Below are 23,548 nucleotides of genomic sequence, written 5' to 3' on the forward strand. Positions count from 1 at the left end.
TCCCAATTTTCATGAGCGATTCCGAAATGACAAAAACAAGATATATCAAATTGATCCTGATTTTAGGCTCATTAACAGCTTTAGGTCCTTTCTCAATAGACATGTATTTGCCTGGTTTTGCTGGGATTGCTAAAGATCTGAATACTTCGGTTGCAAATGTTTCGATGACTTTATCCAGTTATTTTATTGGAATTTCTGCAGGACAATTACTTTACGGACCTTTATTAGATCGTTTTGGTCGAAAAAAACCATTATTCATAGGATTATTAGTCTACATATTAGCTTCTTTAGGTTGCGTTTTTGTAACTGATATTGATACTTTTATTGGATTACGTTTCATTCAGGCTGTGGGAAGTTGTGCTGCTACAGTAGCTTCTGTTTCTATGGTTCGGGATTTGTTTCCAGTAAAAGATATTCCAAAAGTATTTTCTTTATTAATGTTAGTTGTCGGGCTTTCGCCAATGCTTGCACCAACTATTGGTGGTTACGTGACCGAATACTATGGTTGGCATACCGTATTTTTTATTTTGATGTGTATGGGAATTGTAATTCTAATTGCAGCCCAAATCGTTTTACCAAACAGTTATTTGCCTGATACTTCTATTTCTTTAAAACCAAAACCTATTATCAGCAACTTTATTAGCATTCTGAAAGAACCTCAATTTTATACGTACGCTTTTGCTGGTGCGATTGCTTTCTCAGGATTGTTTACTTATGTTGCGGCTTCTCCTATTTTATTTATGGATATTTTTGAAGTAAATGGTAAAACCTATGGATGGATATTTGCTTTTATGTCCTTGAGTTTTATAAGTGCCAGCCAATTAAATTCATTGTTATTAAGAAAGTTCAACAGTGAACAAATGATTCTAGGTGCATTAGTATCACAGGCAGGAATTAGTGTTTTATTTCTGATTTTGGCAATGAATGATCTTTTAGGTTTATATGAAACCATTGCAATGTTGTTTTTATTTCTGGCGTGTTTAGGCATCTCAAATCCCAATACTGCGGGACTTACCCTTGCTCCTTTTGCAAGAAATGCGGGAAGTGCCTCTGCATTAATGGGTGCTATTCAGTTAGGCTTAGGTGCTTTAGCATCTTTTGCGGTGGGTGTTTTTGTAAAAAATTCTATGTTGCCAATGGTTTGGATTATGACCGTTTCTACAATACTAGCACTGATAATTCTAATTTTAGGAAAACGAAACATAAAAAAAACTATCACAACTTCCGATGATGAAGAAATTGTAATAGTTCATTAAATATAGATTCGATTCAATATTATTTTACTTCTGCCTTTATTTTTTTATCGGGTCTGATAATCATACGTAAAGATTGATCTTTTGCGAAATAAGCAATCATCCAGTTGAAGAATGTTTTCACCCTGTTGCGATAGGTTATCAACGAAATGAGGTGAATAAACAACCATATTATCCAGGCAAAAAATCCTTTGAAATGCATTTTTGGTTTAGGTAAATCAACTACAGCCTTGTTTTTTCCAATAATTGCCATAGATCCTTTATCTTTATATTTAAAGGGTTTTAACAGCTTTTTTTGACTCATTCTTTTAAAATTATTAGCCAAATTTATCCCTTGTTGAATCGCTACTTGAGCCACTTGCGGATGACCATTGGGAAAATCGGTATCAGTAAGCTGAATACAAGTATCCCCTATCGCATAGATATTTTCGGTACCATTCACTTTGTTGAAGGCATCAGTAGCCATTCGTTTTCCGCGACCATAACTCTCAGCTGGAATTCCTTCGAATATTTTTGCAGAAACTCCTGCGGCCAAATTAAGTTCTTGGTTTGAATGGTTTCGCCATTTCCAAAATACACGGTGTCATCAATATAATCCACCACAGTAGTATTTAATTTTACTACAACACCCAATTTTGTCAATGCATCCAGTGTGTCTTCCTGCGATGCTTTACTCATAGGTGATAAAACTGCATTTGCACCGTCAACCAGATAAATATTGCTAGCTGTAGTGCTTAATTCTGGATATTCCTTTAGCAAAATATTTTTACGCATTTCAGCAAACATTCCCGAAACTTCCACTCCTGTTGGACCGCCGCCAGCCACAACAATAGTCAATAATTTTCTGCGTTCGCGAATGTCTTTGCAAATAGCTGCTTTTTCTAAATTCTTCAACAATGTATTTCGCATCACGATGGCGTCATTCAACGTTTTCATTGGAATGGCATTTTTCTTTACGTTTTCCATTCCAAAATAATTAGTCTCAGCACCAGTGGCAAAAACAAGGTAATCGTATTTTAATTCTCCATTATTGAGAATGATTTTATTTTCTGAAGGATTTACTTTTAATAAATTTCCAAGACGGAATTGTAGGTTTTTTTTCCCTGAGAAAAATTTTCGAAATGGATAACTGATACTGGACGGTTCTAAAAAAGCCGTTGCAACCTGATATATAAGCGGAGCAAAGAAATTATAATTGTTTTTATCTACGAGCGTTACGTTGATACCTTTTTCGTTTACTAGTTCTTTAGCAAGATTAATTCCCGCAAATCCTCCACCTATTATTACAATTTCCATAAAGTATTATTTAATATTCAATCAAAAAAAAACATCCATAAATATACGCTATTTATGGATGTGATTAAATATACAAGTATTAAAAAACTTATAAATTTTACTTTATTTTTTGTCTTTTAACCGGTTTTTCTGTTGGTTCATTTTTATTTTGCAATATATAATTAGCCAGTAATTTTTCAATTAATTCATCTTTAGTCAAATGATGAAAAACAGTTTTTATTTTTTCTTTTAATTCGGGAGCAACATCATGATTGGGTTTTGTCTTAAAAATTTGCTTTGCCCATAACAATGTGTTATTTTCTTCGATATTGGCTACAGTTGGTTTTTTGAACTGAGTAAATTTTATTCCTAATTCTTTTTCGAAATCCGCAATTTCAGCAACTTCTTCAGGTTGTAACACCGTTAATGAAAGGCCCTTTGCTCCTGCTCTTGCCGTTCTACCACTACGATGTACGTATGCTTCATATACATCTGGCAAATGATAATTGACTACGTAAGAAATTTCCTTTACGTCAATTCCTCTTGCGGCTAAATCGGTAGCAACTAATATATTGATATGTCCTTCACGAAATTGCTCCATGATTCTATCTCTAATTCCTTGCGATAAACTTCCATGCAATGCACCTGAAGAAAACCGGTTTATGGCTAAGTTTTTAGCTAATTTATTGACAGCTGCTTTTGTTTTGCAAAAGATAATTCCGCGTTCTCCTTCTTTTGAATTTAGGAAATGCATCAAAACATCCAGTTTTTCAATAGGATCCACCACAATATACTCATGGTCAATTCCTTGATTTCCTATCGTTTCCATGTCGGCACTAACTTGTACCACATTTTTGTTCAAATAATTCTGGATTAACTGTTTGATTGTTCCAGGCATAGTTGCCGAAAACAAAAAAGTCTTATGCGCCACAGGTAACTCAGCGATGATTTCGTCTAAGCTTTCCTTTAAAATAGTCACCATTTCATCGGCTTCATCGAGCACAAGAAATTTAGTTTCTTTTAAGTTGATGGCTTTTCGCTGAATTAAATCGATCAGACGTCCTGGAGTTGCCACAACAATATGTGTTGGCAATGAAAGTCGCTCTATTTGTGGTTTTATTGGAATTCCACCACAAGTTGCCGCAATAGAAACTTCAGGTAAATATTTTGCAAAACTCTCTAAATTAGAAAAAATCTGATGTCCTAATTCACGTGTTGGAACTAAAATGACAGCTTGTACAACCGGTAAATTAGTATCTATTGATTGTAAAATAGGCAATCCAAAAGCAGCCGTTTTTCCTGTACCTGTTTTAGCAAGACCAACGAAATCCGTAGTGTTTGATAAAAGTAACGGAATTGTTTTTTGTTGAATTTCTGTGGGTACAACAATTTTTAATTCGGTGATTGCTTTTACTAGTGGTGCTGAAATTCCTAAATCAGAGAATTGTTTTGGCATTTTTTTGGATTTTATATTTTATAAAAAATAGTTGTTTTGTAAACGTAATTTTTAGCCCCGATAGCAGTGGAACTGCTCTTCCTTTTTTCGTTAAAAAGGAAAAGATTACTTCACACTACTTTTACTTTAGTCGGAGTTCAGTAAATTTTATTTGCAACGAATAGCGGGACTAGCTCCTTAAAAAAGAAATTTTAATCTTCATCCGGTTCGTTCATAATTTTCTCACGATATTTTTTCCCGGTTAACAATATCAGTTTTAATTTGTAATCATCAACAAGCCACTCTCGGTAATTTTTACTACACTGACTTAAACATTTTGAATAGCGCTTGATGCGACAATCAATATCATCATCTAACAGTTTTCCTAATGCTTTTGCTTCTTGTAATGTATCCGAATTGTCTACACACATGGCAGCGTGTTGCTCCAATGATTTTTCCAAAACTTCTTTAGAGCGCAAATTTTGTTTGATAATGAGTTTGTGCTCTTCATCGACATCAAAAGCTACTACTTCGGTTTTACTGAATTTTGCACGGATTTCGGGCGGCATGCTGTATTTAAAATACAATTCGATTTCCGTATCATCTCGTAAATTTTCAAGATAAAATTCTGGTGATTTAAAGATGTGCTGCCAGTTTACCGGCTCGCTCCACAATCCAAATCGGGCTGCATTGTTTCCTAAATCGATAACGTTGAATGTATCTTTATTAGGTAGTTTTCGGGAACCACGACCAATCATTTGATAATATAATGTCAGCGATTTTGTTGCTCTATTTAAAATAATTGTTTCTACGGTTGGTTCATCAAAACCTGTGGTAAGAATTCCAACTGATGTTAGTATCGCATCCGGCGTATGCTTGAACCAATGTAAAATATCTTTTCTTTCCTCGTTATTACTGGTATTATCTAGATGTCGAATGGCATAACCAGCTTCTCTAAATGTTTCATATACATATAAAGATGTATTGATTCCATTGTTGAAAATTAAGGTTTTCTTGCCCAAAGATTTCTCAGTATAGGCATGCAATAATTTTTCCTGCATCGCCATATTCGTGTATAAATCATCCGACGATTTCACGGTGTAATCTCCGTTGATTCCTACTTTTAGAGAAGTCAAACCAACATCATAGCTGTACGTTACTGCTTTTGCCAAAAATCCATTTTCAATCAACGAACTAATAGTGTCTCCTACGATTAATTCGTCGTAGCTTTCGTGCATTGGCAATTTAATATTGGAACTTAAAGGCGTAGCTGTTACTCCTAATATAAAGGCATTTTTGAAAGAGCTTAATAATTTTCGGAATGAATTGTAATGTGCCTCATCGATGATTACCAATCCTACATTATCCAAATGTAGTTTTTCATCATTAATACGGTTTTTCAAAGTTTCGACCATAGCCACAAAACAAGAGTAATCGTTTTGGTCTGGAAGCTCTTTTACTTTACTATTAATGATTTTATTTTTCACATCAAAACCTTTCAACATTTTTGAAGTTTGCTTACATAGCTCTATTCGATGTGTTAAAACAACTACTTTTTTATCGTGTTGAGATAAATAACGTCGTACGATTTCAGAAAAAACTACTGTTTTTCCACCGCCTGTCGGCAATTGGTATAACAAATGATGCTGTGGAGGTGCATTATCTATACGCTCAAATATGGCGTCAATATCGCCTTGCTGATACGCATAAAGTTCTTTTTTGTCTTCGATTTCTATTTCTAAAGTGTTTTGGGACATTGCTTATTGTTGGATTTTTGCAAAAATACACCTAAAAAACAGTTTAGTTGTCAATTTTAATTAAAAAAAATAGGATTGATTAAATAAAATTCATTTATGCAGGATATTAATATTCAAATCGCTCTATAATAGCATTAAATTCAGGTTCGTTGTACCATTTTTGTTTGATAGTTTCATCATGAATCGCAGTTATTCTTGGTTTAAAGTCATTCAGAATTCCGTTTGAAATCAAGAAAATTACTGCTTGTTCAAAAGAATTGAACATACTTTTGAAAAACAAATCTTGTTTTATATCATGTTCGGATGAGAATGTTTGCGCAATTTCAATATTGTACAGCATGACATCAGCAATTACAAAGGGATCTACTCCCAAAAGAAGGAAATGCTTGATATATTTTTGAGCAACAGAGCGTCGCATTTTAGGTTTGCTGCGTCTACCCGCCTTTTTGAAAGGAAAATATTCATTTGAAATTTTGAGTTTACATTCCTGCAAAAGCGTTTCTTCTTTTGGATTGAAAACAAAATTATAATAGACTTTTACAGGACTGAATTTCTCATACAATTCTAGAATTTGCTCTTCGAGTTGCTCTTTATTCAATTCAGCTACGTATTTTTTTAAATCGCGTTTGCTCATTATCAAAGTTTAAGAATACAAAAGTAATTTACTTTAGGAATCAATGCGCTAAAAATCAAACTTAATACTTAATTTTGGCACATTAAAACTAAATAAATTCAAATGCTTAAGATTTTTAAAATTACTGCAATAATAGAGGGAATATCTGCTTTACTATTGTTTTTCTTTGCTATGCCAATGAAATATATTTATAATGACCCTTTTTATGTTAAACATATTGGTATGGCGCACGGAATATTATTTACTTTATACATTGTCCTTGCAACAATTTTAAAATTTAAAGAAAAGTGGAATTTTAAAAAATATTTTATAATTTGTATTGCGTCAATTCCTCCATTTGGTACTTTTTACATAGAAAGAAAATACCTGAAAAATGTATAAATACATAGAAAAAATATTCACTTTTCTATATCCTGTATTTCGAAAATGGGGATTAGGTAGCAGTTCAGCTTCCTATATTAGCTTAGTGCTAAACATTATTTTTTTGTGTGTAATGGCGTATGTGATATACGTGATTTTCAGGCTTATTTTGGTTACCATTATGGCCGTTATTGCCCAAAAAACCAAAACTAAATTTGATGATTTACTGGTAACCAACAAAACGGCGAAATACATCGCTCACTTAATTCCGCTGTTGTTTATTTACAAATCAGTTCCAATTATTTTAGATCGATTTGAATATTGGGAAGGTTTTTTTGGAAAATTGGTTGGAATCTACATCATCATTCTGGTTTTATGGATTATACGTACGATATTCAATGCTTTACGCGATTATTTAAAACTAAAACCGAGATTTAGCGACAAACCAATCGACAGTTTTATTCAGGTAATCATGATAATGCTATGGGTAATTGGAATAACCTTAATTATTTCTAAGTTATTTGATATTGATCAAAAGGAGCTTTTAACCATTTTAGGAGCGGTTTCCGCGGTGATAATCTTGATTTTTAGGGACACTATTTTAGGTTTTGTTTCCAGTGTTCAGGTTTCTATTAATGATATGGTTCGAATTGGTGACTGGATTACAATGGATAAATTTGGAGCTGATGGAGATGTGATCGAAATCAATCTGGCAACAGTTAAAGTTCGAAATTTTGACAATACCACTACTACTATTCCAACCTATAGTTTAAGTTCCGATTCGTTTCAAAACTGGCGCGGAATGCTCAATTCTGATGGGCGACGCATCAAAAGACACATTCTGATTAAAACAAGCAGCATTCGGTTTTTAGAAGAAGCCGAATTGAATGACTTGAAAAAAATTCATCTTATATCAGACTATATCGATACCCGAAAATTAGAAATAGACGAATATAATTCCACCAATAAAATTGATAAATCAATTGCTATCAATGGAAGAAATTTGACTAATTTAGGATTATTTCGAAAGTATATTACGGAATACCTGTTTAATTATCCGGAATTAAACAAGGACATGATGATGCTTTGTCGCCAGTTGCAATCTACGTCACACGGTGTTCCGCTTGAGGTTTACGCATTTTCACATGACAAACGATTTGAAAATTACGAGTACATTATGTCGGATATATTTGACCACATCATTGCTTCAGTAGGATATTTTGACTTAGAAATTTTCGAGACAGCCACAGAAAACGAATTTCCTAGTTGATAGTGTTTTTTCAATTAAAATTACAAAGACGTTTCTAATCAAATTTTCAAAAACTACAAACGATCTTTTACATATTCAATTGCTGTTTTGCCATGCGCTTTTGGTTTTCCATCGGCATCCAAATTGACCATTGTAGTATGATCTATTGTAATTATTGTTTCGCGGGTCATCATATTTCTCGCCTCGCACTTGAGCGTGAGTGAAGTATTCCCAAATTTTATAACATCAATTCCAATTTCGATAATATCACCTTGTCTTGCCGAACTTCTAAAATTGATCTCAGACATGTACTTGGTGACAATTCTGGTGTTTTCTAATTGAATAATTGTGTATAAAGCCAATTCTTCATCAATCCAAGCTAATAATTTACCTCCAAATAAAGTTCCATTTGGATTTAAGTCTTCTGGTTTTACCCATTTTCTAGTATGAAATCTCATAAATTTTTTATATATAAATGTAAAAATAAGCTATTCCTATTTCATTTTGTTTTAATTTTAAAGAAAAAAAAATGAATACACGCGATACTTTTTTAAAAGAATTTCGAGGACAAACTATTGGTTCCGTGACCACCCAATCTACTGCAGAAGAATCATTTCAAAATGAAGTGCTCCGACCAATTTTAAAGCTACAAAATGATTTGTTTATAGCGTCATTTACTAATTATATCAGCAAAAATAAAGTTGATTTTTACAGTAATTCTGCTGATAAAAAGTCAACTATTATAGAAAAAGCAATCCAAAAAGACATCAAGTTCAGAAACGCTTTGAAGGGAATGATTATCGGTTTATTCACCACCGATGAATATACTGTTTATATAAAAAACTCTTCAAATATTAACAAAAGAATGATGAGTATGTTGGTAGAACGATTAAAAAGCCAAGTGCAGCTGTTTGAGATTTAAAAAAGCTGTTAAAGGCAATATTTCGTTACGTGTATAATTGATGAATCTATTTCAAATAGTAATTTTAGGAGATATTTATCCGTGATTTGAAAATGAAATTCGCTTTGAATTTAAAACTCCACAATGTTAAAACAACTTCATTTATTGTTTATAATTTAAAAATTTGCTGCTTCTTAATGTAAATATTACTATTTCTTTCTAATTTCATAATCTTAATCTTTTTTATAATAATTATCCGTTAAGTTAGTTTTTATCTGCAATTTGTATGTTTTTTTTCATTATAATTGTTAAAAATAATATTATGAAGGAAGAATATTTCAAATGGCATTCCCCAAATCTTAACAGAGATATTGAAATGTTGGTTTTTGGACATGCCGGATATCCCGTAATCTTATTTCCAACTTCTATGGGAAGTTACCATGAAAACAAAGATATGGGATTGATAGAATCTGCAAAATGGTATCTCGAGCAAGGTTTAATTCAAATATTTTGTCCGGATAGTATTGACAAAGACAGTTTTTACAATAAAAATATCCATCCCGTTCACCGTATAGAAAATCATGTCAGATATGACAAAATGATTTGCCATGAACTAGTTGAGAGGGTAAAAAACAATACGCCCTCAGGCAAAGTAGCTATGGCAGGTTGCAGTTTTGGTGGTTATCATGCCGCAAATTTTGCATTTAGACATCCGGGTTATGTGAGTCACTTATTTTCTATGAGCGGCGCTTTCAATATCAAGAGTTTTTTGGATGGTTTTCATAATGATGACGTTTTTTATAACAGTCCGGAAGATTATCTCTATGGTCTTAATGATCCAGAATTATGGAATATGGATATTGTCCTTGGAACTTCAAACTGGGATATTTGTTTTGATGCCAATCTAAAATTAAGTAAGGTTTTAAGCGATAGAAACATGCATCACTGGCTAGATATTCGTCAGGAACACAAACACGACTGGCCGGTTTGGAAAGAAATGTTTCCGCACTACTTATCAAGAATCAGATTTTTTTAGATTCCAGTACCAAAAGAAAAAAAATAAAATTAAGTAATTTATAAACGTATCAAGATGAAAAAAATTGGAATTTTATTTGGAATGGAAGACACCTTTCCGCAAGCGTTTATTGATCGTGTCAATTCAAAAAACGAAAAAGGAATTATTGCTGAAGCCGTGGCTATTGATAAAGTAGTTCAGAATAAGGATGGAGAATATGCTGTAATTATTGACCGCATTTCACAAGATGTTCCTTTTTATCGCGCCTATTTAAAAAACGCTGCTTTGACAGGAACTAATGTAATTAACAATCCGTTTTGGTGGAGTGCTGATGATAAATTTTTCAATAATGCATTAGCTGACACACTTGGAGTTCCACTTCCCAACACAGTGATTCTTCCTTCGGCGGAACATCCTACGGATACAACGGGGAAATCATTCCGAAACTTAAAATACCCAATGGATTGGGAAGGGATTTTTGAATATATTGGTTTCCCTGCCTACATGAAACCGTATGCTGGCGGTGGATGGAAAAACGTTTACCGCTTGGAAAACATTGAAGAGTTTTGGGAAAAACATCAGGAAACGGGACAGTTAGTGATGATGTTGCAAGAGGAAATCGTTTTTACGGAATACTTCAGAGTATATTGTTTGGGTTGTAAGGCCGTTAGGATTATGCAATATGAACCAAGAAATCCGCATCATTTGCGTTATGTAATTGATGGTCCTCCAGTAGATAAAAAATTGTTGGCCATCATAAAAGATTATACCTTAAGACTATGTAAAGGTTTGGGATACGATTTTAATACAGTAGAATTTGCCGTTAGAGATGGAATCCCTTATGCGATAGACTTTGGAAATCCAGCTCCTGATGCCGAGTTGACTTCTGTAGGTGCTGAAAATTTTGAATGGGTTGTGGAAGAAGCTGCGAAAATGACAATCGCTGCTGCAAAAAAACAAAAATCTGGAAAAATGAACCTGACATGGGGTACTTTTATCAAAGATGCAGTAAAATAGTTTTCAGTCACGGTATTCAGTAAACAGACTGAAAACTGCGACTGCGACTGAACACTAAAAAAATAATTATGTTAAAGAAATTACCCGTTTTTACACTTGGTGTAGAAGAAGAATATCAAATTATTGATCCTGATACCAGAGATTTACGATCGCATTTGTCCAAAATTGTAGATGGTGCCAAAATAATTTTGAATGAGCAGGTTAAGTCGGAAATGCATCAATCTGTGGTTGAAGTGGGCACTAATATTTGCAACAATGTGAATGATGCCAAAAATGAGATTCGGTTTTTACGTTCGAAAATCGTTGAATTGGCAGACAAACAAGATCTTATTGTGGGCGGAGCCGGAACGCATCCTTTCTCGAAATGGCAGGATCAGCCCATTACGGACGATCCCCGATACCACGATATTGTGAATGAATTGCAGGATGCGGCGCGTTCTAATTTGATTTTTGGAATGCATTGTCATGTTGGAATTGAAAATCGTGAAATTGGATTACAATTGATGAATCAGGCAACCTATTTCTTGCCGCATATCTTTGCACTTTCAACAAATTCTCCGTTTTGGGAAGGAAGACAAACAGGCTACAAATCCTTCAGAACGAAAGTTTTTGATAAATTCCCAAGAACGGGTTTACCGGAATATTTTGATTCAGTGAGTTCGTATGATAATTATTTGGAGACTTTGGTAAAGACTAAATGTATCGATAATCCTAAGAAAATTTGGTGGGATTTAAGGTTGCACCCATTTTACAATACGATTGAATTCAGAATTTGTGATATGTCATTGACAGTGGATGAAACCATTTGTATTGTGGCAATTATTCAAGCAATTGTAGCTAAACTCTACAAATTGAATACGAATAATACCAGTTTTAATGTTTACAGACTGGCCTTGATAAAAGAAAATAAATTTCGGGCGGCACGTTATGGAATTGAGAATAACATGATTGATTTTGGTTTGCAAAAGGAAGTAGAAACAAAAATGCTTATTCTGGAATTGCTTGAATTCATTGATGATGTAGTGGACGAATTGGGAAGTCGTTCCGATATTAATTACGTTCATGAAATTCTGAAAAACGGAACCGGAGCTGATAAGCAACTCGCAATTTTTCAAGAAACGGGAGATTTGTCCAGAGTGGTTGACTTTATAACTAGTGAATTTACTAAAGGATTATAAAAGTAAAACGCTTAATATGTTTTGCAGGCCGTCATAAAATATAAGTTACCTTTGCACATTGTTTTTAAAAATAGATTATGTCCAATAAAATCATAAAAATCGCCCTTTTAGATATGTACAACGGAGAGCCTAATCAGGGAATGCGTTGTATTATTGAAATTATCAACAGATTTAGTCCGGTGGTGAGTTTTAAAATATTTGATGTTCGACTAAAAAGCGAGTTACCTGATATAAAATCCTTTGATATTTATATTTCAACCGGTGGTCCCGGAAACCCTTTAATTGGAGATGGAAATTGGGATGTAAAATACTATGAATTTATTGATTCGCTGAACAAATGGAATGCTGAAAACCCAGTTAAAAAACATGTTTTATTTATTTGTCATTCTTTTCAAATGGCCTGCCTGCATTTTGGACTGGCAACGGTGACCAAAAGAAATGATACTTCTTTTGGAGTGATGACCATGCATAAAACGAATGAAGGGAAAACAGATCCTTTATTTGAGGGTTTAGCAGATCCTTTTTACGCGATTGATTCCAGAGACTACCAAGTTGTACAACCTAAGTTAAGTGTTTTTGCAAAAAAAGGAGCCAAGATTATTTCATTAGAAAAAATTAGAGACCACGTGCAGTATGAACGTGCGATTATGGCTGTTCGATTTACAGATTATTTTGTAGGTACACAATTTCATCCTGAAGCGGATCCAATAAGCTTTGTTGCTCACATGAGAAATAAAGAAGCAAAGGAAAAAATCAAGGAAATGAAAGGGAAAAAGAAATTCAGAAACATGCTGGAAGATTTATTAGATGATGATAAAATTTACAGAACTAATGAAACTTTGATACCAAATTTTCTTCGAACAGCAATTAATGACTTGATGAAAACTAAAAAAACATTCTCAAATTAACTTAATATATTCCAAATGATTACAAAATATCGGGAGTTATTTAATGCTCAATTTACAGAAAAAAAATATCAGGAATTCAAAGATGATATTGCTTCCGATTTTAATTACCTGCCTACTTTCAGGTTAGGAGAAACACCTTTTTTTATTTCGAAAGAGTTAAAAGAACAACTAATTGAAGGTTGTAATGATGTTATAGCTTTTATTCAGAGAGAAGACTTTAAGTTACTCACAAACAAATCGTTAGAACTTAACCCTAAAGTTCCAAATGAGGACAATCACACTACTTTTTTAGCGATTGATTTTGGAATTTGTGAAGAAGATGGTCAAATTATTCCTAAACTAATCGAAGTACAAGGATTTCCTTCTTTGTACAATTATCAGTTTAATTTATATGAAAAGTTCCAGAACCATTTCCCTTTTCTTAGTGAATTGACTCCTTTTATAAATAATATTCAGCCACAAGAATATTTGGATATTTTGGAAGAAGCAATTTGCAATCATCATCCAAAAGAAAATGTTATTCTGCTTGAAATAGAACCTGAAAAACAAAATACCAAGATTGATTTTTATTATTGTAAAAGAGATATCGGAATTCCAATTGTATGCGTTACTGACTTAATCAAAAAAGGAAAACAATTATTCTATAAAAATGCGACCGGAGATGAAATTCTCGTAAAAAGAATCTATAATCGGGTTATTTTCGATGAATTGGATTTGCGAACAGATTTAAAATTAAATTTCCATTTTTCTGATGAACTTGATGTGGAATGGGCAGGACATCCTAATTGGTTTTTTAGAATCAGTAAATTTATTTTACCTTTCTTAAAAGGGAAATACTTTATTGAAACGACTCTTTTAAGCGAACTTAAGGAAATCCCCAAGGATTTAGAAAACTATGTTCTAAAACCACTATTTTCATTTTCAGGAACAGGCGTTATTTTTCATGTTACAAAAAAAGATATCGAATCTGTAGTTGAAAAAGAGCATTATATTCTTCAAAAAAAGGTGAACTACCTTCCTATTATACAATCTCCTGAAGGAAAAGTCAAAGCAGAAGTTCGCGTACTTTGCATTTGGAAAAAAGAGGATGCTGCTCCTACTCTAGTCTGCAACTTAGTACGATTAAGCCGAGGTGAAATGATAGGTGTAAAATTCAACCAAGATAAAGATTGGGTTGGCGGAACACTTGGATTATTTGAAAGGTAAAATATTCTGTGATTATTTTCGAGAGACTTCATTTTGTTGTTTTTAAACAAATATTCATCTCTTTCTTAAGTAAAAACTCAAAAAATTGAGACAATTTTTCATTTTACCTGAGAATAAGAGCCTTGATTAAAACAATCGTGGCTTTCTTACTTTTGTCTCTTTTTCATCTTTTCCTGTGGCAAATTGAAATGTAAATTAATTATACTCTCTAAGATTAATTGAAATTTTTAGTATTTATAAAAAAAAAAATGCCAACTTAACAACTTTATCACATCTTCATTTTAGCAACTCTTTTTAATGAATTTTCGCTTTTTAACAGCTTCTACGTATTATTTATTTGAACTTTTATTTGTTTGTAAAGCAATAATATTTCCGATTTTATCAACACAGAATTTCACGACGTAATTTACAGTTCTTTTTTAAGTAGTATTATTGATGATAATGTCATTTTAACGCATTGAAAATCCTGAAAATAAAAATTAATGAAAATTTTATAAGTTAAAACTTATATATTAGAAATAAAAACGACAAAAAAAAGAATTTTAAATCATTTCCGACTTGCAAAAAATATATTTTTTATCGTAATAATAGATTCCAGATAGTGTTTACTGAATTTTATAAAGCGATTCCCTTAATAATTTGAAAAATATGGAATTATTCAATATTTTAACATTAAAAAAAATAAGATGCTTTTTTTTTCTTTATTATTGTAAGGTTATAATAATTAAAGAATATTCAACAATTTTAATAATTAGCAAATGAATAGAAGAGAAGCACTTAAAAACGTTGCATTTTTGATGGGAGGCGCAATCTCAGCAACAACAATTGGCGTTTTATTTGAAAGTTTTACTTTACCCGAAAAAGAAAAAAATTACGTATCCTTTTCTGCTACGGATGAAGAGATTCTGGCTGAATTCGCCGACATTATTATTCCAACCACGGCATCTTCGCCAGGAGCAAAAGCTGCAGGACTGGGTGCTTTTATTCCAATGATCATTAGAGATTGTTATCCTGCAAAACTGCAAGAAATTTTTGCTTCTGGATTAAAGGCAATGCAATACCAATGTTCTAAAGATTTTGGTAAAGATTTCTTGTCAATGTCAGTTGAAGAACGTCAAAAACTAATGACTTCATTGCGTGATGAGGCAATTGCTAGCAATAGAGCACCTTCATTCTTTTTATTAGCTAGAGATTTAACTCTTCTAGGCTATTACTCTTCTGAAATAGGTTGCACACAAGCGCGCGAATATTTACCGGTTCCCGGACGTTATGATGGAAGTGCAACTTATACTCCTGGACAAAAAGCTTGGGCTACCAATTAATTGCTTGCTGTTATCTTAAACTATTTAAATAAATAAAAAAACTAAACGTGAATATAAATACCGATTTAAAAACGGAAAATACGTATGATGCTATTGTGGTAGGATCAGGAATTAGTGGTGGTTGGGCTGCAAAGGAACTTACTGAAAAAGGGTTGAAGGTTTTGATGCTAGAACGCGGAATGAATATTGAACACATTACTGATTACGAATCTGCAATGAAAGCTCCTTGGGAATTTGAACATGCAGGTAAACTTACAGAAGAACAAAAACGAACACATCCTGTGCAAACAAGAGATTATCCATACAATGAAGCTACCGAAAAATGGTGGGTAAATGATATTGAATGTCCGTATACTGAAGACAAACGTTTTGACTGGTACAGAGGCTTTCATGTTGGTGGAAAGTCCTTGATGTGGGGACGTCAAAGTTACCGTTTTAGTGACCATAATTTTGAAGATAATGCAAAAGATGGGCATGGAAATGATTGGCCTATTCGCTATAAAGACCTTACTAAATGGTATGATTATGTAGAGAAATTTGCTGGAATCAGTGGGCAAGCTGAAAACTGGCCATTATTACCCGATGGTAAATTTTTGCCTCCAATGGATTTAAATTGCGTTGAAAAATCAGTTAAGGAAAGACTTGAAAAACATTATAACAAAACACGTATTCTGACTATTGGCCGTACAGCAAATTTAACAGTGCCTCACAAAGGTCGTGGTAGTTGTCAATACAGGAACTTATGCAGCCGTGGTTGTCCGTTTGGAGCTTATTTCAGCACACAATCATCAACATTGCCTGCTGCTATGGCAACGAATAGGCTTACCGTAAGACCCTACTCTATCGTGAATCATATCATTTATGATAAAGACACCAAAAAGGCAAAAGGTGTAATGGTTATTGATGCTGAAACAAATGAGACAATGGAGTTTTACGCAAAAATTGTTTTTGTAAACGCGTCTACTTTAGGATCAACATTCCTTTTATTAAACTCGACTTCTGAAGCTCATCCAAATGGAATGGGTAACGCCAGCGGACAATTGGGTCATAATTTAATGGATCATCACTTCCGTTGTGGCGCTGAAGGAACTGCTGAAGGTTTTGAAGATAAATATACCTATGGAAGGCGAGCCAACGGGATTTATGTTCCAAGGTACCAAAATGTTGGAAATGATAAAAGAGACTATTTAAGAGGTTTTGGATATCAAGGTGGCGCCAGCAGAGGGTTATGGCATAAGGAAGTTGCCGAATTGGCTTTTGGTGAAAATTTCAAATCGACCATGTCTTTACCAGCTGATTCTTGGAGTATGGGATTGGGTGGTTTTGGAGAAATGTTACCTTATTATGAAAATAAAGTGTACATCGATCATACCAAAAAGGACAAATGGGGTCAACCTGTTTTAGCAATAGACTGTGAAACCAAGGGTAACGAAGCTAAAATGCGGGAAGATATGATGAATGATGCTGCAGAAATGCTGGAAGCTTCAGGAATTAAAAACGTAAGAACCTATGATAATGATTATTACCCTGGAATGGCTATCCACGAAATGGGTACTGCCAGAATGGGTAATGACCCTAAAGATTCTGTTTTAAATAAATGGAATCAAATGCACGAAGTAAGTAATGTATTTGTTACTGATGGTTCTTGTATGCCTTCTATCGCTTGTCAAAACCCATCATTAACGTTCATGGCTTTAACAGCAAGAGCCTGCGATTATGCAGTAAAAGAATTAAAAAAAGGTAATATTTAGGTTCATCATTATGAGAAAATTAAGAATGGGAATGGTCGGTGGTGGCCAAGATGCCTTCATAGGCGCGATTCACCGCTTAGCTGCTAATATGGATGGACTTATAGAATTAAGTTGTGGTGCATTAAGCATAAAACCAGAAACTGCTCTTGCATCTGGAAAGGCCTTATTTCTTCCGGAATCAAGAATATATTTGACTTATGAAGAAATGATTAAAGCAGAAGCGGCATTGCCAGCTGATGAAAAAATCGATTTTGTCACAATTGTTACCCCAAATTTTGCTCATTTTGCACCTGCAATGATGGCTTTGGATTATGGGTTTAATGTGGTAATTGAAAAACCAATGACTTTTTCATTGGAAGAAGCAAAATTATTACAGCAAAAAGTGGAAGAAACAGGACTAATTCTGTGTCTAACGCATACCTACTCCGGTTATCCAATGGTTAAACAGGCGAAAGCAATGGTTCGAGAAGGGAAACTAGGTAAGATTAGAAAAGTCTTAGTTGAATATCCTCAAGGTTGGCTGAGCACACTTTCAGAAAGAGAAGGAAACGCGCAAGCAGCTTGGAGAACGGATCCTAAAAAATCTGGAAAAAGTTCTGTAATGGGCGATATTGGAACTCATGCCTCACATTTAGCTGAATATATTACTGGTGCTAAAATTACCGATGTTTGTGCGGAATTAAACACCTTAGTTGAAGGTCGTTTGATGGATGATGATGGCGCTGTATTATTAAAATTTGACAATGGTGCTAAAGGAGTTTTAATCGCATCACAAGTTGCAGCTGGGGAAGAAAATGCTTTGAAAATTAGAGTTTATGGTGAAAAAGGTGGAATCGAGTGGTTTCAACATGATCCAAATACTTTAATGGTGAGATGGTTAAATGAACCAGCTCAAATTTTAAGAGCTGGATCTAATTATAGCTATTTATCATCTTTTGCAACTCATAATTGTCGCACGCCCGGCGGACATCCAGAAGGTTATTTAGAAGCATTTGCTAATATTTATCGCAACTTTGCTTTAACACTAGGCTGTAAATTAGATGGGACAGAACCTACTCCCGAAATGTTAGATTTTCCTTCTGTTGAAGATGGAGTAAGAGGAATGGCTTTTATAGATAATGTAGTTACATCTTCGCAATCAGATAAAAAATGGACTCCTTTCGTTTTATAATAAATTAGGAATTCATAAAAGTTTTAGACAAAATATAATATGACAACAATACAAGGTCCTGCAGTATTTTTAGCGCAGTTTATTAGTGATGAAGCTCCTTTTAATTCCTTAGATGGAATTTGTAAATGGGCTTCAGATTTAGGTTTTAAAGGCATTCAAATGCCAACGCTAGATACTCGATTCATTGATTTGCAAAAAGCTGCAGAAAGTAAAACCTACGCAGAGGAACTTAAAGGTACAATTGCTTCTTACGGACTAGAAATCACGGAATTATCAACGCATTTACAAGGTCAGTTAGTAGCTGTTCATCCTGCTTACGATGATTTTTTTGACGCTTTTGCTCCCGTGAATGTTCATGGAAATCCTAAAGCTAGACAAGAATGGGCTGTTCAACAGTTAAAATATGCCGCAAAAGCATCCCAAAATTTAGGATTAAATGCACATGCAACTTTTAGTGGCTCTTTGCTTTGGCAATATTTTCATCCATGGCCACAAAGACCTCCAGGCTTAGTAGAAGACGGTTTTGCTGAATTAGCTAAACGTTGGTTGCCTATTTTAAATGAATTTGATCAAAATGGAGTTGACCTTTGTTATGAAATTCACCCTGGAGAAGATTTATTTGATGGAGAAACTTATGAAATGTTTTTGAAAGCTGTAAATAATCATTCTAGAGCTTGTTTATTATATGATCCCTCACATTTTGTATTACAACAGTTAGATTACATCCAATACATTGATTTTTATCATGAAAGAATTAAAGCCTTCCATGTAAAAGATGCCGAGTTTAACCCAACGGGAAAGCAAGGGACTTTTGGCGGATACCAAAGTTGGGTAAACCGCGCTGGACGTTATCGCTCTCCCGGAGATGGTCAAATTGATTTTAAAACTATTTTTAGCAAATTGGCGCAATATGATTTTAAAGGTTGGGCAGTTATGGAATGGGAATGCTGCATTAAAAACCAAGAGGATGGAGCCCGGGAAGGCGCTGAATTTATAAAAAATCATATTATTAAAGTAACCGACAAAGCATTTGATGATTTTGCTGCTGTGGAAACAAATAAGGCTTTTAATAGAAAAAACTTAGGATTATAAAACTTAAATAGAAATAAAAATGAAATTAAAATATTTGCTTTTTGGGTTGGCTTTAGTGAGCCTAACCTCATTTTCTAATGATACTTTAGATACAAAATATACTACTGCGAGCAAAAGAACAAATACTGTTTTTCAAGTATCAGATGGTGAAAAACTAATTGCTAAATCGGATTGTATTGGATGCCATAAATTAGACAAGAAATTGATAGGTCCCTCCTATTTAGATATTGCAAAAAAATATCCAGCTACTGATAAAAATGTTGCTTATTTATCAGGTAAAATTATAAAAGGAGGCTCCGGTGTTTGGGGAACAATTCCTATGTCAGCGCATGCATCTTTGAAAAAGAATGATGCAACTTCTATGGCAAAGTATATTTTATCGCTGAAAAAATAATAGTACAGGTATTTGCAAATTCAAACTCACTGTAGATTATTTAAAACAGACCAATTCTCAAATAATTTTCATTTCTATTAGCTAACCGTATTAAAATTAAATGAAACAAAAAGAAGAAGAAAATAAAATCACAAATAACCGTCGCGATTTTATAAAAACAACTGCTATAGCTGCTGCAGCGTTTATGATTGTTCCTCGTCATGTTTTGGGTCGAGGCTTTGTAGCACCAAGTGATCGTTTATCGATAGCCGGAATTGGAGTTGGCGGAAAAGGAAAATCGGATATTGCTATGTTTGCAAGCAGTGGAAAAGCTGATATTTCATTTTTATGTGATGTGGACACCAGAAGAGCTGCCGCAAGCGTAAATGCTTTTCCTAAAGCTAAATTCTATAAAGATTGGCGCGAAATGTTAGATAAAGAACACAAGAATATTGATGCCGTTTCAGTTTCTACGCCCGACCATAATCATGCTATTCAAGCGCTCGCTGCAATGCAATTAGGGAAACATGTCTATGTTCAAAAACCTATGGCTCATGATATATATGAAGCGCGTATCTTAACTCAAGCTGCAAAGAAATATAAAGTGGTAACCCAAATGGGAAATCAAGGTGCCTCCAATGATGGTACCCGTATCATGAAAGAATGGTATGAAGCAGGTTTAATTGGAGATGTTCACACTATTCATGCTTGGACGGACCGTCCAGTTTGGCCGCAAGGTATTCCTTGGTCTGCAAATAAAGCCGACATTCCAAAAGAATTAGATTGGGATTTATGGTTAGGAACAGCTCCTTATAAAGACTATGTGAATAAATTAGTTCCTTTCAACTGGCGTGGTTGGTGGGATTATGGCACTGGTGCATTAGGAGACATGGGTTGCCATTTGTTAGAAGCACCTTTTAGTGTTTTGAACCTAAAATATGCAAAAGATGTTCAATGTAGTGTCGGCTCCGTCTATGTAGATGAATTTAAAAGGGGGTATTTCCCTGAAAGCTGTCCTCCTTCAAGTCACGTAACCTTAACTTTTCCAAAAACAGAAAAAACAAACGGCGACATAGCAGTTCACTGGATGGATGGAGGAATTCAACCTGAAAGACCTGCTGAATTAGGACCTAATGAAATTTTTGGCGATGGTGGAAATGGAACATTATTCACTGGAACTAAAGGAAAAATGATGTGTGATACGTACGGTTTAAATCCTCGTTTACTTCCTCTTAGTAAAAATGAAGATCTAAAAGTAGCTCAAAAATATAGCAGAGTAATTGATGGTGCCGATGGCCATTACAAACAATGGGTTGAAGCTGCTATTGCTGGTTATGGAAAAGAAGAATTAAGTTCTCCTTTAGAAATTGCCGGACCATTAACAGAAGCCTTATTAATGGCAAATCTTGCTATCAGAGGTTACGATGTCATGCGAGATGAACTTGGAGAAGAAGTGTATCCGGGACGTTCTGCAAAATTATTATGGGATAATGACGCCATGAGGATTACAAATTTTGATGAAGTAAATCAATTTGTAAAACGCGATTATCGTCAAGGTTGGAAAGCTTTAACTCTTTAAGCAAGATTAATTATTAATTCAAAAATTTAAAAATGATTAAAAATATTTTTACTTCATTACTTGTTATGATACTAATTCAAGCAGCAAATGCGCAACAAGCTCCCGTACCAAAAGGATTTAAGTCAATATTTGACGGACAATCGACAACTGGTTGGCACAGTTATGGAAAAAAAACAGTTGGTTCTGGTTGGAAAGTTGAGGAAGGCACCTTGCATTTTGACCCTTCTGCTGCTCAAAATGGTCAAGGAGGCGATCTTGTAACTGATGTTGAATATGAGAATTTTCATTTGAAATTAGAATGGAAAGTAGCAGCGAATGCAAATAGTGGTATTATTTTCTTCGTGAATGAGGATTTGACAAAATTCAAAAATACCTATGAAACTGGTTTAGAAATGCAAGTATTGGATAACAATGGCCATCCAGATGCTAAAATTGAAAAACACAGAGCTGGTGATTTATATGATTTAATTAAAAGTACTTCAGAACCAGTTAAGCCTGTTGGAGAATGGAATTCTGTAGATTTAGTTTGCAAATTCGGAAAACTTACGATGTTATTGAATGGTGTAAAAGTAGTTGAAACAACACTTTGGGATGATAATTTTAAAACTATTGTAGCAGGAAGTAAATTCGCTTCTTGGCCTGGTTTTGCAGCATTCAAAAAAGGAAAAATTGCACTACAAGATCATGGCGATAATGTCTGGTTCAGAAACATTATGATTAAAGAATGGAATACCATGAAAATTACAACGGGATGTGAGGCCGGAATGTAATTAATATCTGAAAATTAAAAAAATAACCAAAACCAAAAAAATAAAAACCAAAATAAAAAATAATGAATAGCACAATCCGAATTAAATTATCCATAATGATGTTCCTAGAATTTTTTATCTGGGGCGCATGGTTTGTAACCCTTGGAACATTCCTTGGAAATAATTTAAAAGCATCAGGTTCAGAAACTGCTGCAATTTTTTCTACACAATCATGGGGCGCCATTATCGCACCTTTTATTATTGGATTAATCGCTGACCGTTATTTTAATGCTGAGAAAATTCTAGGAATTCTTCACCTTATTGGAGCTTTTTTAATGTATCAAATGTATCAATCAGAAGAGGTTGGAATGTTTTATACCTATGTTTTGAGTTATATGATTTTATATATGCCAACATTAGCTTTAGTAAATTCTGTTTCTTTTAATCAAATGAAAGATCCGGAGAAAGAGTTTGCTAATATTAGAGTTTGGGGAACTATTGGTTGGATCATTGCGGGGCTTTCAATAAGTTATTTATTTCATTGGGATTCTGCTGAAGGAATAAGTTCAGGTTTACTTAAAAATACCTTCTTACTGGCTGGTATTGCTGCCTTCATATTAGGTTTATTTAGCTTTTCATTGCCAAAAACACCACCTAAGGTAAGTGATGAAAAAATAAAAATCGGAGATATTATAGGTCTTGATGCATTAAAATTATTAAAAGATAAAAACTTTGCAATATTTTTCGTTTCGTCTATTCTAATTTGTATCCCTCTTGCTTTTTATTATCAAAATGCTAATCTCTTTTTAACGGAAGCAGGTGTTGAAAATCCAACTGGAAAAATGGCAATTGGTCAAATATCTGAAGCACTATTTTTGTTATTGATTCCTGTGTTTTTTGCCCGTTTTGGTTTCAAAAAAACAATCTTAATCGGGATGTTAGCATGGGCAATCCGTTATGTTTTATTTGCTTATGGAAATGGAGATGATTTAAGTTTCATGTTGATCATTGGTATTGCGCTGCACGGTATTTGCTATGATTTCTTTTTTGTCTCGGGTCAAATTTACACCAATTCAAAAGCGGGAGAAAAATATAAAAGTGCCGCTCAGGGTCTAATCACATTAGCTACTTATGGAGTGGGAATGTTAATTGGATTTGCAGTTGCAGGTTGGATAACCGATAATTACAAAATGGCTAACGGTGCTGTAAATTGGCAAATGGTGTGGATTATTCCTGCTGGTATTGCAATAGTTGTGTTCCTACTTTTTGCACTTTTATTCAATGAAAAAAACAAAGTAGATGAAACTTCTTCTGCTGTATAAA

At 34.0% G+C, this 23,548-nt stretch carries 21 protein-coding genes and 1 pseudogene; 17 read left to right on the forward strand and 5 right to left on the reverse strand.

Annotated features, from left to right (window positions below; genetic code table 11):
- Positions 1-26: 26 nt before the first annotated feature.
- Positions 27-1,256: a multidrug effflux MFS transporter gene (locus tag AC0J6S_RS12990; protein ID WP_474956366.1), complete on the forward strand. Its 1,230-nt coding sequence runs from the start codon at positions 27-29 to the stop codon at positions 1,254-1,256.
- Between the two features lie 19 nt (positions 1,257-1,275).
- On the opposite strand, the pseudogene AC0J6S_RS12995 reads toward AC0J6S_RS12990, so the two are convergent.
- The 4 genes and pseudogenes from AC0J6S_RS12995 to AC0J6S_RS13010 form a co-directional block, all read right to left on the reverse strand.
- Positions 1,276-2,549 (reverse strand): annotated as a pseudogene (locus AC0J6S_RS12995) (NAD(P)/FAD-dependent oxidoreductase).
- Between the two features lie 97 nt (positions 2,550-2,646).
- The gene (locus AC0J6S_RS13000) at positions 2,647-3,984 is read right to left on the reverse strand and encodes a DEAD/DEAH box helicase (protein WP_474954200.1); all 1,338 of its coding nucleotides are present in this window, start codon (positions 3,982-3,984) and stop codon (positions 2,647-2,649) included.
- 191 nt (positions 3,985-4,175) lie between these two features.
- Positions 4,176-5,720 carry a DEAD/DEAH box helicase gene (locus AC0J6S_RS13005; RefSeq protein ID WP_474954201.1) on the reverse strand — a complete coding sequence of 515 codons (1,545 nt, stop codon included), beginning with the start codon at positions 5,718-5,720 and terminating at the stop codon, positions 4,176-4,178.
- Positions 5,721-5,826: 106 nt separating this feature from the next.
- A complete protein-coding gene (locus tag AC0J6S_RS13010; RefSeq protein ID WP_474954202.1) occupies positions 5,827-6,354 on the reverse strand; it encodes a DUF6155 family protein in 528 nt (175 codons plus the stop codon).
- A 102-nt stretch (positions 6,355-6,456) separates the two neighbouring features.
- Between AC0J6S_RS13010 and AC0J6S_RS13015 the strand changes: the two genes are divergently transcribed.
- A complete protein-coding gene (locus AC0J6S_RS13015) occupies positions 6,457-6,735 on the forward strand; it encodes a DUF3817 domain-containing protein (protein WP_474954203.1) in 279 nt (92 codons plus the stop codon).
- Entirely contained in the window at positions 6,728-7,984 is a 1,257-nt protein-coding gene (locus AC0J6S_RS13020; RefSeq protein ID WP_165151210.1) for a mechanosensitive ion channel family protein, read from the forward strand. Before AC0J6S_RS13015 ends, AC0J6S_RS13020 begins: the two co-directional genes overlap by 8 nt.
- A gap of 53 nt (positions 7,985-8,037) precedes the next feature.
- Here the strand turns inward: AC0J6S_RS13020 and AC0J6S_RS13025 are convergent, their stop codons facing one another.
- Positions 8,038-8,421 carry an acyl-CoA thioesterase gene (locus AC0J6S_RS13025; protein ID WP_091169740.1) on the reverse strand — a complete coding sequence of 128 codons (384 nt, stop codon included), beginning with the start codon at positions 8,419-8,421 and terminating at the stop codon, positions 8,038-8,040.
- A gap of 71 nt (positions 8,422-8,492) precedes the next feature.
- On the opposite strand from AC0J6S_RS13025, the gene AC0J6S_RS13030 reads away from it, so the two are divergent.
- The 14 genes from AC0J6S_RS13030 to AC0J6S_RS13095 all read left to right on the forward strand — a co-directional run bounded on the left by AC0J6S_RS13030 (position 8,493) and on the right by AC0J6S_RS13095 (position 23,547).
- Positions 8,493-8,885 carry a glyoxalase gene (locus AC0J6S_RS13030; protein ID WP_474954204.1) on the forward strand — a complete coding sequence of 131 codons (393 nt, stop codon included), beginning with the start codon at positions 8,493-8,495 and terminating at the stop codon, positions 8,883-8,885.
- Between the two features lie 301 nt (positions 8,886-9,186).
- Positions 9,187-9,900, forward strand: coding sequence for an esterase family protein (locus tag AC0J6S_RS13035; RefSeq protein ID WP_113665771.1), 714 nt, complete (start codon positions 9,187-9,189; stop codon positions 9,898-9,900).
- Between the two features lie 54 nt (positions 9,901-9,954).
- The gene (locus AC0J6S_RS13040; RefSeq protein WP_474954205.1) at positions 9,955-10,896 is read left to right on the forward strand and encodes an ATP-grasp domain-containing protein; all 942 of its coding nucleotides are present in this window, start codon (positions 9,955-9,957) and stop codon (positions 10,894-10,896) included.
- 68 nt (positions 10,897-10,964) lie between these two features.
- Positions 10,965-12,074: a carboxylate-amine ligase gene (locus AC0J6S_RS13045; protein WP_474954206.1), complete on the forward strand. Its 1,110-nt coding sequence runs from the start codon at positions 10,965-10,967 to the stop codon at positions 12,072-12,074.
- Between the two features lie 77 nt (positions 12,075-12,151).
- A complete protein-coding gene (locus AC0J6S_RS13050) occupies positions 12,152-12,982 on the forward strand; it encodes a type 1 glutamine amidotransferase (RefSeq protein ID WP_474954207.1) in 831 nt (276 codons plus the stop codon).
- A gap of 15 nt (positions 12,983-12,997) precedes the next feature.
- On the forward strand, positions 12,998-14,188 hold the full coding sequence (locus AC0J6S_RS13055) for a hypothetical protein (RefSeq protein WP_474954208.1): 1,191 nt from the start codon (positions 12,998-13,000) through the stop codon (positions 14,186-14,188).
- Positions 14,189-14,946: 758 nt separating this feature from the next.
- Positions 14,947-15,510, forward strand: coding sequence for a gluconate 2-dehydrogenase subunit 3 family protein (locus AC0J6S_RS13060; RefSeq protein WP_474954209.1), 564 nt, complete (start codon positions 14,947-14,949; stop codon positions 15,508-15,510).
- Between the two features lie 47 nt (positions 15,511-15,557).
- On the forward strand, positions 15,558-17,261 hold the full coding sequence (locus AC0J6S_RS13065) for a GMC oxidoreductase (protein ID WP_474954210.1): 1,704 nt from the start codon (positions 15,558-15,560) through the stop codon (positions 17,259-17,261).
- Positions 17,262-17,271: 10 nt separating this feature from the next.
- Positions 17,272-18,432: a Gfo/Idh/MocA family protein gene (locus AC0J6S_RS13070; RefSeq protein ID WP_474954211.1), complete on the forward strand. Its 1,161-nt coding sequence runs from the start codon at positions 17,272-17,274 to the stop codon at positions 18,430-18,432.
- Positions 18,433-18,471: 39 nt separating this feature from the next.
- Positions 18,472-19,524, forward strand: a complete 1,053-nt coding sequence (locus AC0J6S_RS13075) for a sugar phosphate isomerase/epimerase family protein (RefSeq protein WP_474954212.1) — start codon at positions 18,472-18,474, stop codon at positions 19,522-19,524.
- 19 nt (positions 19,525-19,543) lie between these two features.
- Positions 19,544-19,918 carry a c-type cytochrome gene (locus tag AC0J6S_RS13080; protein ID WP_474954213.1) on the forward strand — a complete coding sequence of 125 codons (375 nt, stop codon included), beginning with the start codon at positions 19,544-19,546 and terminating at the stop codon, positions 19,916-19,918.
- Positions 19,919-20,018: 100 nt separating this feature from the next.
- Positions 20,019-21,476, forward strand: a complete 1,458-nt coding sequence (locus tag AC0J6S_RS13085) for a Gfo/Idh/MocA family protein (RefSeq protein ID WP_474954214.1) — start codon at positions 20,019-20,021, stop codon at positions 21,474-21,476.
- A 32-nt stretch (positions 21,477-21,508) separates the two neighbouring features.
- Entirely contained in the window at positions 21,509-22,246 is a 738-nt protein-coding gene (locus AC0J6S_RS13090) for a 3-keto-disaccharide hydrolase (protein ID WP_474954215.1), read from the forward strand.
- Positions 22,247-22,308: 62 nt separating this feature from the next.
- Entirely contained in the window at positions 22,309-23,547 is a 1,239-nt protein-coding gene (locus AC0J6S_RS13095; protein WP_474954216.1) for a nucleoside permease, read from the forward strand.
- Position 23,548 lies beyond the last annotated feature (1 nt).

Source organism: Flavobacterium sp. TS_SC_5, assembly GCF_056156265.1.

What these genes read in the sequence shown, in the direction of transcription:
- AC0J6S_RS13000 (WP_474954200.1), bottom strand. Translation starts at nt 3,984, where the DNA reads ATGCCAAAACAATTCTCTGATTTAGGAATTTCAGCACCACTAGTAAAA.
- AC0J6S_RS13035 (WP_113665771.1), top strand. Translation starts at nt 9,187, where the DNA reads ATGAAGGAAGAATATTTCAAATGGCATTCCCCAAATCTTAACAGAGAT.
- AC0J6S_RS13030 (WP_474954204.1), top strand. Translation starts at nt 8,493, where the DNA reads ATGAATACACGCGATACTTTTTTAAAAGAATTTCGAGGACAAACTATT.
- AC0J6S_RS13025 (WP_091169740.1), bottom strand. Translation starts at nt 8,421, where the DNA reads ATGAGATTTCATACTAGAAAATGGGTAAAACCAGAAGACTTAAATCCA.
- AC0J6S_RS13095 (WP_474954216.1), top strand. Translation starts at nt 22,309, where the DNA reads ATGAATAGCACAATCCGAATTAAATTATCCATAATGATGTTCCTAGAA.
- AC0J6S_RS13090 (WP_474954215.1), top strand. Translation starts at nt 21,509, where the DNA reads ATGATTAAAAATATTTTTACTTCATTACTTGTTATGATACTAATTCAA.
- AC0J6S_RS13085 (WP_474954214.1), top strand. Translation starts at nt 20,019, where the DNA reads ATGAAACAAAAAGAAGAAGAAAATAAAATCACAAATAACCGTCGCGAT.
- AC0J6S_RS13080 (WP_474954213.1), top strand. Translation starts at nt 19,544, where the DNA reads ATGAAATTAAAATATTTGCTTTTTGGGTTGGCTTTAGTGAGCCTAACC.
- AC0J6S_RS13005 (WP_474954201.1), bottom strand. Translation starts at nt 5,720, where the DNA reads ATGTCCCAAAACACTTTAGAAATAGAAATCGAAGACAAAAAAGAACTT.
- AC0J6S_RS13055 (WP_474954208.1), top strand. Translation starts at nt 12,998, where the DNA reads ATGATTACAAAATATCGGGAGTTATTTAATGCTCAATTTACAGAAAAA.
- AC0J6S_RS13050 (WP_474954207.1), top strand. Translation starts at nt 12,152, where the DNA reads ATGTCCAATAAAATCATAAAAATCGCCCTTTTAGATATGTACAACGGA.
- AC0J6S_RS13060 (WP_474954209.1), top strand. Translation starts at nt 14,947, where the DNA reads ATGAATAGAAGAGAAGCACTTAAAAACGTTGCATTTTTGATGGGAGGC.
- AC0J6S_RS13075 (WP_474954212.1), top strand. Translation starts at nt 18,472, where the DNA reads ATGACAACAATACAAGGTCCTGCAGTATTTTTAGCGCAGTTTATTAGT.
- AC0J6S_RS12990 (WP_474956366.1), top strand. Translation starts at nt 27, where the DNA reads ATGACAAAAACAAGATATATCAAATTGATCCTGATTTTAGGCTCATTA.
- AC0J6S_RS13015 (WP_474954203.1), top strand. Translation starts at nt 6,457, where the DNA reads ATGCTTAAGATTTTTAAAATTACTGCAATAATAGAGGGAATATCTGCT.
- AC0J6S_RS13070 (WP_474954211.1), top strand. Translation starts at nt 17,272, where the DNA reads ATGAGAAAATTAAGAATGGGAATGGTCGGTGGTGGCCAAGATGCCTTC.
- AC0J6S_RS13010 (WP_474954202.1), bottom strand. Translation starts at nt 6,354, where the DNA reads ATGAGCAAACGCGATTTAAAAAAATACGTAGCTGAATTGAATAAAGAG.
- AC0J6S_RS13040 (WP_474954205.1), top strand. Translation starts at nt 9,955, where the DNA reads ATGAAAAAAATTGGAATTTTATTTGGAATGGAAGACACCTTTCCGCAA.
- AC0J6S_RS13045 (WP_474954206.1), top strand. Translation starts at nt 10,965, where the DNA reads ATGTTAAAGAAATTACCCGTTTTTACACTTGGTGTAGAAGAAGAATAT.
- AC0J6S_RS13020 (WP_165151210.1), top strand. Translation starts at nt 6,728, where the DNA reads ATGTATAAATACATAGAAAAAATATTCACTTTTCTATATCCTGTATTT.